Below are 12259 nucleotides of genomic sequence, written 5' to 3' on the forward strand. Positions count from 1 at the left end.
TACTAAGGCTCGATCCCTAATTCAACTGCGACAGCTGCGCAATTTTGGCGAGCCTGGTTAATTGATTCACCTAAACAATTGATATGGCCCATCTTTCGACCCATACGTGGGTCAGATTTACCGTATAGGTGTAGCTTCGCATCTGGATGAGAAAGCACCTTATCCCAAGCAGGCTCTCTTGCCTTATCCTCGCTGCCTTCGTACCAAAGATCTCCCAAGAGATTGAGCATGGAGACTGGCGCTAGCAAGCGGGTGTCGCCTAAAGGTAAGCGAGCCATACTTCTGACCTGCTGTTCAAACTGACTACTAATACAGGCATCCATGGTGTAGTGGCCTGAGTTATGCGGACGCGGAGCAATTTCATTAGCAACGATGTCACCGCTCTTGAGCACGAAAAACTCCACACATAACACGCCCACGTAATCAATCTTACGGATCAGCGCTTTAGCAGCCTCAATAATTTTTTTCTCTTGAGCAGGCTTCAGTGATGGGGCTGGTACGGTAGAAGTATGCAAAATACCATCACGATGGATATTTTGAGAAACAGGATATGCCACTACTGCATCATCATATCCGCGCACTACTAAAGCAGAAACTTCGAAATCTAAATCCATCCGCTTTTCAAGAACACAAGGCACCTTACTCAATTGGGTCCAAGCAGCAACTAGATTGGCAGAGTCATGAACTGTAATTTGACCTTTGCCGTCATAACCCATGCGAGCCGTTTTCAGAATGCCAGGAAATAGATCTGCAGGAACATGAGCAATATCTGCATCATGCTCAATGACAGAGTAAGGTGCAGGCCCAATACTGGTTTCCGCTTTCCAAGTAGCCAAGAATTTTTTTTCAGCCACGCGGTTTTGTGCCAAAGATACGCAACTACTGCGAGGCGCTACAAAGACGCCTAAAGATTCGAGTTCGTCTAAAGCTTGTGCAGGAACATTCTCAAATTCCGTACTAACGGATTTACATAATGTTGCCATCTCTTTTAGCGCTGCAGAGTCGGTGTAATCGGCTTGAATAAATTTTTCTGCAATCGAGCCAGCTGGACTATCTGATCCAGGATCCAGAACGCAGACCTTGTAGCCCATCGCTTGAGCAGCTTGAGTAAACATCCGCCCTAATTGACCGCCACCCAATATTCCTAAATACGAGCCCGGCAAGATGGGCTCCAAACGATCTACCATCTGATTAATATCCCGGCAAATTCATGGAGCGCGCAGTAGCAGACTGCTTTGCACGAAACTCTTCCAGCTGTTTTGCCAAAGCAGGATCGTTCACTGCCAGATTGGCAATGACATGTAAGGCTGCATTTGCAGCCCCAGCCTCACCAATCGCAAACGTTGCTACCGGGATTCCTTTAGGCATTTGCACAATCGAATACAGAGAGTCTTCGCCACGTAAGTATTTGCCAGCGACTGGAACGCCATAAATCGGAATAATTGTTTTTGATGCCAACATGCCCGGCAAATGCGCCGCACCACCAGCGCCAGCAATAATCGCCTTAAGGCCATTTTTGGAGGCATTTTCTGCATAGGTAAACATATCGTCTGGCATGCGATGGGCAGAAACGACTTTAGCCTCGTGAGCAATGCCAAACTGCTCTAGCATTTGAGCAGCATGCTGCATGGTGTCCCAATCTGAATTGGATCCCATTACTATTCCGACTACTGGCTTTTTGCTCATTGACCTCTCCAAATGCCCTGATCTACATCGTTAATCTATCCGAGGCCTTATTATCCCAGCCTTTTGAAGGCTTTATAAAAATTAGGCCTTAGTTAAGCGAGCGAGGGCTTCGCGGTACTTTTCCGCTGTTTTATCAATCACATCTACTGGCAAAGCAGGTGCCGGAGCTGTTTTTGGCCAAGGCTTGCCATCAACTATTGCTGTTTCGAGCCAGTCCCGCACAAATTGCTTGTCATAGGAAGGGGGATTTGCACCCACATAGTAGGTTTCTGCCGGCCAAAAGCGAGAAGAGTCGGCAGTGAGGATTTCATCCATTAATACCAATTGACCAGCGTCATCTAAGCCAAATTCAAACTTGGTATCAGCAATGATGATTCCACGAGTCGCGGCATATTCAGAGGCTTCTTTGTACAAACGAATACTAACCTCACGAATTTGATTGGCCAACTTCTCACCAATCATCTCGATCACTTTGTCAAAAGAGATATTTTCATCATGCTCACCCATTTCCGCTTTAGCAGCAGGAGTAAAGATAGGGTCAGGCAACTTCTGCGCATTTTCAAGGCCTGCTGGCAATGCAATACCGCACACCTTGCCAGTTTCTTTGTAATCCTTCCAACCACTACCAGCTAGGTAGCCTCGCACTACCGCTTCAACCAAGATTGGCTTGAGGCGTTTAGCTACTACTGCACGACCTTTGACCTGATCAAGCTCATCGACTGGCACTACGCTTTCAGGATCAATACCCGTCAAGTGATTCGGAATCACCTTAGCCAGCTTCTCAAACCAAAAATTAGCCATTTGATTGAGCACGATTCCCTTTTCAGGAATCGGTTGACCCATCACTACGTCAAAGGCAGATAGGCGATCTGTGGTGACCATGAGCAACTTGTCATCACCTAGTGCATATACATCACGCACCTTTCCTTTAGAGAGTAAAGGGAGTGACTTAATGGAAGTGGCGTACAAAGCGGGCATATTTAACTCACTTCACGATCTGGGCTAATTTGCCACTCTTGTATAGCTCAGCCATTTTTTCCAAAGGAATTGGTTTAATTTTGGATGCCTGACCTGAACAGCCAAAAGCATTGAAGCGGGCAATGCAAACCTTCTTGGCCGCTTCACGTGCAGGCTTGAGGTAATCACGTGGATCAAACTTACTTGGATTCTCGAACAGATAACGGCGAATAGCGCCAGTCATCGCCAAACGAATATCAGTGTCGATATTAATTTTACGAACACCATTCTTAATACCCTCTTGAATTTCTTCAACAGGCACGCCATAAGTTTCCTTCATGTCACCACCAAACTCACGAATCTCAGCGAGCAACTCTTGTGGAACACTAGATGAACCATGCATCACTAAATGTGTATTTGGAATGCGGGTATGAATTTCCTTAATACGCTCAATCGCTAAGATGTCACCTGTTGGCTTCTTGGTAAATTTATAAGCACCATGACTAGTGCCAATCGCAATCGCCAGGGCATCACATTGGGTAGCTTTTACAAAGTCAGCTGCCTGCTCAACATCAGTTAATAGTTGCTCGCGCGTCATCTTGCCATCTGCGCCGTGACCATCCTCTTTATCACCTTGCATAGTCTCTAGTGAGCCAAGAACACCTAACTCAGCCTCAACAGTAACTCCAATAGAGTGGGAGAACTTGACAACCTCTCTAGAGACACCAACATTGTATTCATAGCTAGCAACAGTCTTGCCATCAGCCTCTAATGAGCCATCCATCATCACGCTAGTAAAACCACTCTTGATAGCAGCCATACATACTGCAGGACTTTGGCCATGATCTTGATGCATCACAACTGGAATATGGGGGTAGGCCTCGACTGCAGCTGAGATTAAATGACGCAAGAATGATTCGCCAGCATATTTACGAGCACCGGCAGAGGCTTGCATGATGACTGGGGAATCTGCTTCATGAGCAGCCTCCATGATCGCAGTTACCTGCTCTAAATTATTGACATTAAACGCTGGCAGGCCGTAGCCATTTTCAGCAGCGTGATCCAAGAGTTGTCGTAAAGATACTAAAGCCATGATGGTCTCTTAATTGAAATGTTAGTAATAAATAATATGAATCAATATTTACAAAAGTGAATTACTTCACTTGAATAATCTTGAGTGAATTTGTACCACCCGGCTCGCCCATTGGCTCACCAGATGTCAGGACAACGACGTCACCCTTCTTCACTGCGCCCATCTTTTTTAAGCAATCCTCTACTTCTTGCAACGCGGTATCACGATGCTTGGTGTAATTTAAGCCAATAGGAAATACATTGCGATAAGTACTCAAGGCGCGCTGAGTAGCAATCTTTGAAGTCAAAGCAAAAATAGGCAAATGGATATTGTGGCGACTCATCCAAACTGCAGTAGATCCGGAGTCGGTTAAGGCGGCGATCGCATTGGCATTAAGGTGATGCGCTGTAAATAGAGCGCCCAAGGCAATCGTTTGATCAATGCGTGAGAAAGTCTGATCCAAGAAATCCGTATCTAGTTTTACACGGTCTGACTTTTCCGCCTCAACACAAATCTCGGCCATTGCCTTGATAGTTTGCACTGGGTAGTTACCTGCAGCAGATTCAGCTGACAACATGACCGCATCCGTACCATCCAGAACTGCATTGGCCACGTCACTCACCTCAGCACGCGTAGGTACTGGAGCATTAATCATGGACTCCATCATTTGCGTGGCAGTAATCGTAAACTTATCAGCCTCGAGTGCGAGTTTGATCATGCGTTTTTGCAAAGCAGGAACGGCTGCGTTACCAACTTCAATCGCTAAGTCCCCACGCGCAACCATGATGCCGTCACTCTCCGCGATAATGCTCTTTAGAGCTTCAGTTTCAATAGCTTCAGCACGCTCCACCTTAGCAATCGTACGAACCCTACCAACGCCATGCTTTGCACTAGCCGCATCTGCCAGTTTGCGGGCATAGACCATGTCTGCACCGTCTTTTGGAAAACTGATCGCCAGAAAATCTACGCCCATCGCAATCGCGGCATCTAAATCAGCAATATCTTTTTCCGTTAGTGCTGGTGCAGTCAAGCCACCGCCAGCACGGTTAATACCTTTGTTATTTGAGAGTGGGCCACCTTGCTCTACCAAGGTAAAAATTTCTCCACCTTTTACGCTCTCGACTCGAAGAACAACTAAGCCATCATTCAATAACAGTCGATCACCCGGCTTGACATCTTGTGGTAACTCTTTGTAATCCAAACCTACGCGCTCTTGATTACCAAGCTCACATGCAACATCCAAAATAAATTGCGCGCCTTCTTTGAGGAGAATTTTGCTATCAACAAATTTACCCACACGAATTTTGGGGCCCTGTAGATCGGCCATGATGCCAACCTCTTTGCCAACTTCTGCGGAAATACTTCGCACCAAATCGTGACGCGCTTTGTGATCTGCAATGGTGCCATGAGAAAAGTTCATTCTCACAACGTCTACACCTGCACGAATCATGTCTCGCAATACTTCAGGCTTTTCTGATGCAGGTCCCAAGGTGGCAATAATCTTAGTTGCTCTCAACATATTTAGTCTTTCGCTCGTTCAGCCAATACTGCAAAGGCTGGCAAGGTTTTACCTTCTAAGAATTCCAAGAAAGCGCCACCGCCAGTAGAGATGTAATCCACTTGATTTTCAATACCGTACTTCGCAATCGCCGCCAAGGTATCGCCACCACCAGCAATAGAAAATGCGGGTGAATGGGCAATCGCTGCCGCCAACATCTTAGTGCCACCACCAAACTGATCAATCTCAAATACGCCCAATGGCCCATTCCATACAATCGTGCCAGCATGCGCAAGCATGGTAGATAAACGCGCTGCAGTCTTGGGGCCGATATCCAAAATCATGTCGTCATCAGCCACTTGATCAGCAGCGACACGATTTGCACGCGCTAATGGAGAAAGTTCATTTGCCACAACGACATCTTCAGGGATAGGCACATGCGCACCGCGCTTTTCCATAATCTCCATGATTTCTCGAGCTTCATTAACTAAATCCGGCTCTGCTAATGATTTACCAATTGGCAAGCCTCTGGCCAACATAAAAGTATTTGCAATACCACCACCCACAATCAACTCGTCTACTTTGTCAGCTAAGGCCTTGAGAATAGTGAGCTTCGAAGATACTTTGGATCCTGCCACAATCGCTACCAATGGGCGCTTCGGGCTTGCTAGAGCACGGCTCAAGGCATCTAACTCTGCTGCCATCAATGGGCCAGCGCAAGCAATCGGTGCATATTTGGCTACGCCATTCGTAGTTGCTTCAGCACGGTGAGCAGTACCAAAGGCATCGTTGACATACACATCACACAAAGCGGCAATCTTCTTAGCCAACTCATCATTATTCTTTTTCTCGCCCACGTTGAGGCGACAGTTCTCTAGTAATACCAACTCACCCGGATTGACTTCAAAGTTACCCTCTACCCAATCGCTAATTAAAGGCACTTTACGATTTAAGAGCGTAGCAATCCTGTCGGCTACGGGAGCCAAACTATCTTCGGGTTTGAATTGACCTTCAGTTGGACGCCCTAAGTGAGAGGTCACCATGACTGCCGCACCCGCATCCAAGCACATTTGTACTGCTGGCATAGACGCTCTAATCCGGGTATCTTCCGTGATGTTACCTACCTCATCCTGAGGAACATTAAGGTCGGCACGGATCAAAACTCGCTTTCCCTTGAGAAGACCTGCTGCAGCTAGTTCACTAAGGCGCTTTACTTTAAAGAGGGTTTCCGGCATGAGAATAGGCAAATAGAGTGGTTTATAGGGAATGCTCCATTCTAAATCGTCTGAGCTTCCTACCCCAAAGGAATTGGGCTGTCAGACTGTCCTGCCTGCTCTACAATAAAGGCTTAGGCGTATTTTAGGTCTTGGGGCACCTCAGGAGCTTGGACCCCTGTTTTACTGAATTGAATCACCCAATTTATTAAATATTTAAAAGGTAGAGAAAATGTCGATGTCCGACCGCGATGGCTTTATTTGGTCCGATGGGAAGCTTGTTCCCTGGCGTGAGGCCAATGTTCATGTGCTAACCCACAGTCTTCACTACGGAATGGGTGTATTTGAGGGTATTCGTGCCTATAAAACCCCCCAAGGTACCGCCATTTTCCGTCTTCCAGAGCACGTTAAGCGCTTATTCAACGGAACTAAGATTTTTCAGATGAATATGCCTTGGACCCCCGAGCAGATCTCCAGCGGCATTATTGAGGTCGTAAACAGCAATAAGCTGGAAGCTTGCTACATCCGACCGATTATCTTTATCGGCTCCCAAAAACTCGGTATCTCCCCCAAAGGCAATAGCATCCACACCGCAATCGCTGCATGGGAATGGGGCGCTTATTTGGGTGAAGATGGTCTTAACAAGGGTATTCGCGTTAAGACATCCTCATTTACCCGCCACTTTGTGAACTCCTCACTAGTTCGTGCTAAGGCCTCTGGTTACTACATCAACTCCATTTTGGCCAACCAAGAAGTAACAGCTAATGGCTACGATGAAGCCCTCCTACTAGATACAGAAGGTTATGTATCGGAAGGTTCTGGCGAGAACATCTTTATTGTTAATAACGGCATTATTTACACCCCAGATCTAGCCTCTTGTTTAGACGGCATTACTCGTAACTCCATCATGCAGATCGCTAAAGATCTTGGCTATGAATTGCGTGAGAAGCGTATTACTCGCGATGAAGTGTACTCAGCAGATGAGGCTTTCTTTACCGGTACTGCCGCTGAAGTAACGCCTATTCGTGAGTTAGATGACCGCACCATTGGTGCTGGTAAGCGCGGTCCGATTACTGAGCAAATCCAGAAGACTTACTTTGATGCGGTCTACGGCAGAACCGATCAATATCAGTCTTGGCTAACTTACGTGAAGTGATTGGAAATCAGATCATGAGTGAAGCTCAAGTTGTAATGGTTGATGGCAATAAAGATTTACCTTTACATTGCCCAACCAATAAAACCCCTAGCTGGAATTCGCATCCACGTGTATTTCTTGATGTAGCTAAAACGGGTGATGCTAAGTGTCCTTACTGCGGCACTGAGTACAAACTCACTCCCGGTACCGAGCCTCACGGGCACTAAGCCTAGCGGCACCCCAGCGCGGGGTGCTGTGTCGGGATACCTCATATGAATCGTATTCTGATCATCGCTCCCAATTGGATTGGTGATGCTGTTATGTCCCAGCCACTGCTAGCGAATCTCAAAGCAATTTACCCGCAAACACAGATAGATGTTTTAGCAAGTCCTTGGGTTGCACCGATTTATCGTGCTTGCTCAGAAGTACATCAAGTCATTGAAGCGCAACTAGAGCATAAGCAATTGCAATGGGGCTTACGTAAGCAACTAGCAAAGCAACTTGAATTAAACCAATACACGGTCTGCTTCGTTCTGCCCAATAGTTTCAAGTCTGCCCTCATTCCTTGGCTTGCTAATATTCCCTTTCGAATTGGCTATCGCGGAGAGATGCGCTTTGGGCTTATTAATCTTGCTCTAGATAATCCGAGCAAAGTAAATCGTCCACCGATGGCGAATCATTACTTTGCACTTGCTAATGTGCTGGAGCACTCACAAGAGATTGATGCCGGCAAGCCTTCAGATCCTAGGCTCAATATCCTACCTACAGCCAAAGAATCAATCGGCGCGAAGTTACGAGCTGCAGAAATTAACGGAAATTTAATTTATATACTTTGCCCAGGCGCTGAGTATGGCGCAACAAAACGCTGGCCTGCCGATCACTTCGCCTCTCTCGCACAGCAGTTAATCGCCAATGAGTCAGATGCTCATGTGATTCTTCTAGGCGGTAAGGGTGATCATGCGCTGGGTGAGAGTATTAAGGCTGAGACAGGGAATGACTTACAAATACATAACTGGTGCGGTAAGACTTCACTAGACGAAGCAATTGCACTCATTGGGGCGAGCAAGGCACTGGTCAGTAATGACTCGGGCTTAATGCATATTGGTGCTGCATTGAAAATTCCACAGGTCGCTATTTTTGGCTCAAGTGATCCACATCACACCCCACCACTGTCTGATAAAGCTAAAGTACTTTGGCTAAATCTAGCTTGTAGCCCATGCCATAAAAAAGAGTGTCCACTAGGTCACCTAAAATGCTTAAACGATATTTTGCCTAACACCGTACTAGACGCTATTCAAACACTCCATTAATTTTGCAGCACCACACATCACCAGAAAGTAAGTCATGTCAAAACTAGCCAGACTTTTTCATAACGCAGATGAAGTAGTGGATGCTTGGCGTGATGCCTTAAAGAATCGTGATGTCAAAGGGGCCTTGGCAATCTGGCTGGATGATGATTCGATTACTTGCGTACTACCAGAAGGCCAGCGACTCAGTGGTCATGCAGAAATTCGGGAAGGGCTAGAGCGCCTCTTAGCGAAGCAAGCTCTTTTTTTAGAGCCGATTGCCTGCATTAGTCACTCTGTTTTAGGGGCCGCAGTCTACGACACCACTGAGGCTGTTCATATCAGACCCGATCAAATTGAAGCAGCATTCTTTCTTAATATCACCTTAGTTCTTCTACAAGATAGTCAAGGTTGGCGGATTGCACATCTGCATGCCAGCCACTCCACTGAAGATACCTTTGATGCGCCCTCTACTCCACATGGACTGCATTAACTAGTAATGCCATATAGATTGGTGTCTCATGGATGAGCAGGTTCTTCGATCACTAATCAAGTGGCCAAATGTCCCACACTGTTTTGGCTGGCTAGCCCTCGATCGTCGCGGTCAATGGCGTATGCGTGATGAATTTTCCCAAGCCAATCAACTAGCTGGGAATGTGATTCGCCATACAACCCTGAATGAATATATCTCCAGAAATTACGCACACGACTCTTTGGGTAGATATTTTTTCCAGAATGGGCCGCAACGGGTTTTTATTACACTAGATGCTACGCCCTTCATTGCTCGAATAATTCCGAGTGCAAGCGGTCCTGAGCTATTAACCCAATGCGGCACAGAAATAAAACCACAGGGTGTCCTAAGTGATGAAAAAGGGAATATCTATATCACTGGATTATTTCAACAAGCATTCTCTGATCAAGTCGATAGCGCGGTATTTACAAAAACAGAATCTCTATCTGTTGCACTCTTGCATGATCATGATTTAGATCTCTTTTCGGAGCAATCTCAGGTCCATGAAGATGCTTGCAGCTTTAGAGGCTTTTGGCAATGGCAAGGCAATCAACTGCCCATTGAGCCTATTCACTCTAGAGAATTAGCTCATCGCTTTAATTTCATTAAAGCACCAAGCGAATAATTAGCTAGGCATATTTTTGCCCTGCTCCTTCAATTCTTCTTGATATTGCTTTTGCATTTCACGAAGACGTGCATCAATACTAGAAGCCTGATAGAAATCTGCTCCACCAGAAGATCTGGCAATCTTGAGTTGCTCGATAGCAGATGGCCATGCACCCTCAAGCGCATACTTTTCTCCGAGGGCGTAATGACGCATCGGCACATTTTTAGCTTGATCATAAGCATTAGAAAGCATGCTCCACCAAACCACTTCATTTGGCTGCAATCTTGTGCGCGCTTTTAACCAGTTGATAGCGTCACTGGTACGACCTAGTTTCAGATACGCATTCATCATCGCCGCTCCAGCAGCATAGGATTGTGGAAAAGCTTTCAAAGTAGCTTGAGCAATTTGCAAAGCCTCATCACCCTTTCCCCTAGCCAATGCCAACTCGGAAGCTGTAATGTCTAAGGAGAGGCTTTGGCGCAAAATGGGTGATCCTGGTGCGCTAGCGCTATTTGCTAAATTACGAGCTTGTTGCAAATAGCCAGCAGCCTGGTCTAACTTCCCTTGTTTTTGTGCAACGAGCGAAAGCCCATAAAAACCTTCCATTTGTTTGCCAGGGGCTGATTGTTTACCCAATCCCTCAAAGATATTTTTTAAGTCATACATCTGGCTAGAGCTTCCAGACTGCTCCATGCGAGCACGAGCTTTGATGAAATAAAACTCTACTGCCGTAGGTACATTTTTACTCGCGATATTACGAGCACGATCTTGCATATCCGCAATACGATCAGTGGTTAATGGATGGGTGCGTACATAAGAGGGCACACCACTATCCATAATGCCTGTCGCCTTTTGTAGGCGCTGGAAAAAACCTGGAGCACCATTGACGTCATAGCCACTCGCCGCCAGAATCTGAAAGCCAATCCGATCAGCCTCGCGCTCAGCATCTCTTGAGTAGGAGAGTTGGTTATTGATTGCTACTGCTTGACCACCCTGCATGAGACCAGAAGCAGCACCCGGATTACGTGAGGCAGCTAAGGCACCCAACAATATGCCAGCGAGGGCAATCATCGTATTGGTAGTCTGCCTATCCATCTGGCGAGCCAAATGACGTTGCAATACGTGACCGGTCTCATGACCCATAACAGAAGCTACTTCTGAATCCGTTTCAGCACTTACCAGCAACCCCGTATGAAAACCAATAAACCCACCTGGCAATGCAAATGCGTTAATGCTGCTGTCTTTAACGGCAAATACCTCAAAGTTATAGGCGCCACTACCCTGCTCATTCGCACCGCCCAATTGCAGACGTTTTGCCGCCTGCAATAAGCGTCGCTCCATTTGATTTAAATAGTCATAGATCGGTAAATCATTCGAATAATCCGGATCCGGACGAATCTGCCGCATGATCATTTCGCCATACTTTTTCTCATCCATGCGACTCAAGCTATCCCCACCTGGGTCACCCATATCCGGGAGCACAAAACTGGGTTGGCTAAGAGGTGCATTGCGTGATGGCAGATTTGAGGAGCGAGCATCAGGCGACTGGACCGCTCTACCCAAGTTTTGCAAGGCAGCCGACTCCCCTTGCACCGACACATCCCCCGTTATCGAGGAAGGTGCAGGTCCAGCTGCATAGACAAATCCAGCACTTGGCCAGGCCAAACTCAGAATGAGCTGAGTAGCCAAGATTCGTCTAAAAAACGATATACCCATTGATGTCTTTATGACTTGCATCCCTATATGGTAAAACTTATCCCATGAACAAACTAACTCATTTTGATCCCAGCGGCCAAGCCCATATGGTCAACGTTGGCGATAAGCCTCATACCCACCGAATTGCCGTTGCTACAGGCAAGATCACCATGCTCCCAGAGACCTTTGACATGATTAAAGCAGGCACCCATAAAAAAGGAGATGTTTTAGGTATCGCCCGAATAGCTGGTATTCAGGCATCTAAAAAGACCTCTGACTTGATCCCTCTTTGCCACCCTTTGGCACTGACCCACGTCAGCCTGGAGTTTGTTCTAAACGAAGACACTAGCAGCATTACTTGCCAAGTCAGAGCTGAAACAACCGGTCCTACTGGCGTTGAAATGGAAGCCCTCACCGCAGTTCAAGTTGCCCTTCTCACTATCTACGATATGGCCAAAGCTGTTGATAGGGGCATGGTGATGGGCGATGTCCACCTGCTAGAAAAGAGTGGTGGTAAATCTGGGGAGTGGAAGGCTTAATACACAAAGCTTCACTATGAAAATAATAAAGCCACCCCAAGGTGGCTTTATTTCTGATG

General features: G+C 46.6%; 13 protein-coding genes. 6 read left to right on the forward strand and 7 right to left on the reverse strand.

Features of this window, described 5'->3' with window-relative positions; all coding sequences use genetic code 11:
• Nucleotides 1-2: 2 nt before the first annotated feature.
• The 6 genes from ICN27_RS09125 to ICN27_RS09150 form a co-directional block, all read right to left on the reverse strand.
• Entirely contained in the window at nucleotides 3-1187 is a 1185-nt protein-coding gene (locus ICN27_RS09125; protein ID WP_216269806.1) for a 5-(carboxyamino)imidazole ribonucleotide synthase, read from the reverse strand.
• A 4-nt stretch (nucleotides 1188-1191) separates the two neighbouring features.
• The gene (gene purE / locus ICN27_RS09130) at nucleotides 1192-1686 is read right to left on the reverse strand and encodes a 5-(carboxyamino)imidazole ribonucleotide mutase (RefSeq protein WP_216269807.1); all 495 of its coding nucleotides are present in this window, start codon (nucleotides 1684-1686) and stop codon (nucleotides 1192-1194) included.
• A gap of 81 nt (nucleotides 1687-1767) precedes the next feature.
• Nucleotides 1768-2664 (reverse strand): phosphoribosylaminoimidazolesuccinocarboxamide synthase, encoded by an 897-nt coding sequence (locus tag ICN27_RS09135; RefSeq protein WP_216269808.1) that lies wholly within the window; start codon nucleotides 2662-2664, stop codon nucleotides 1768-1770.
• A 7-nt stretch (nucleotides 2665-2671) separates the two neighbouring features.
• On the reverse strand, nucleotides 2672-3736 hold the full coding sequence (gene fba, locus ICN27_RS09140) for a class II fructose-bisphosphate aldolase (RefSeq protein ID WP_216269809.1): 1065 nt from the start codon (nucleotides 3734-3736) through the stop codon (nucleotides 2672-2674).
• A 61-nt stretch (nucleotides 3737-3797) separates the two neighbouring features.
• The gene (gene pyk / locus ICN27_RS09145; protein WP_215308412.1) at nucleotides 3798-5234 is read right to left on the reverse strand and encodes a pyruvate kinase; all 1437 of its coding nucleotides are present in this window, start codon (nucleotides 5232-5234) and stop codon (nucleotides 3798-3800) included.
• A gap of 2 nt (nucleotides 5235-5236) precedes the next feature.
• The gene (locus tag ICN27_RS09150; protein ID WP_216269810.1) at nucleotides 5237-6448 is read right to left on the reverse strand and encodes a phosphoglycerate kinase; all 1212 of its coding nucleotides are present in this window, start codon (nucleotides 6446-6448) and stop codon (nucleotides 5237-5239) included.
• A 211-nt stretch (nucleotides 6449-6659) separates the two neighbouring features.
• On the opposite strand from ICN27_RS09150, the gene ICN27_RS09155 reads away from it, so the two are divergent.
• The 5 genes from ICN27_RS09155 to ICN27_RS09175 are packed head-to-tail and all read left to right on the forward strand — an operon-like array spanning nucleotide 6660 to nucleotide 9984.
• Nucleotides 6660-7583, forward strand: coding sequence for a branched-chain amino acid transaminase (locus ICN27_RS09155; RefSeq protein ID WP_216269811.1), 924 nt, complete (start codon nucleotides 6660-6662; stop codon nucleotides 7581-7583).
• Nucleotides 7584-7597: 14 nt separating this feature from the next.
• On the forward strand, nucleotides 7598-7789 hold the full coding sequence (locus ICN27_RS09160) for a zinc-finger domain-containing protein (protein ID WP_082091923.1): 192 nt from the start codon (nucleotides 7598-7600) through the stop codon (nucleotides 7787-7789).
• 45 nt (nucleotides 7790-7834) lie between these two features.
• Complete coding sequence (gene waaF, locus ICN27_RS09165) at nucleotides 7835-8872, forward strand: lipopolysaccharide heptosyltransferase II (RefSeq protein ID WP_216269812.1); 1038 nt, start codon at nucleotides 7835-7837, stop codon at nucleotides 8870-8872.
• Nucleotides 8873-8906: 34 nt separating this feature from the next.
• Entirely contained in the window at nucleotides 8907-9341 is a 435-nt protein-coding gene (locus tag ICN27_RS09170; RefSeq protein WP_215308416.1) for a nuclear transport factor 2 family protein, read from the forward strand.
• Between the two features lie 28 nt (nucleotides 9342-9369).
• The gene (locus tag ICN27_RS09175) at nucleotides 9370-9984 is read left to right on the forward strand and encodes a DUF2946 family protein (RefSeq protein ID WP_216269813.1); all 615 of its coding nucleotides are present in this window, start codon (nucleotides 9370-9372) and stop codon (nucleotides 9982-9984) included.
• On the opposite strand, the gene ICN27_RS09180 is transcribed toward ICN27_RS09175, so the two are convergent.
• Nucleotides 9985-11682, reverse strand: a complete 1698-nt coding sequence (locus ICN27_RS09180) for a M48 family metalloprotease (protein ID WP_255535101.1) — start codon at nucleotides 11680-11682, stop codon at nucleotides 9985-9987.
• Nucleotides 11683-11726: 44 nt separating this feature from the next.
• Here ICN27_RS09180 and moaC point away from each other — a divergent pair, with 44 nt between their 5' ends.
• Complete coding sequence (gene moaC / locus ICN27_RS09185; protein ID WP_216269815.1) at nucleotides 11727-12200, forward strand: cyclic pyranopterin monophosphate synthase MoaC; 474 nt, start codon at nucleotides 11727-11729, stop codon at nucleotides 12198-12200.
• Nucleotides 12201-12259 lie beyond the last annotated feature (59 nt).

Source organism: Polynucleobacter sp. Nonnen-W13 (genome assembly GCF_018881735.1).
Taxonomy (GTDB): Bacteria; Pseudomonadota; Gammaproteobacteria; order Burkholderiales; family Burkholderiaceae; genus Polynucleobacter.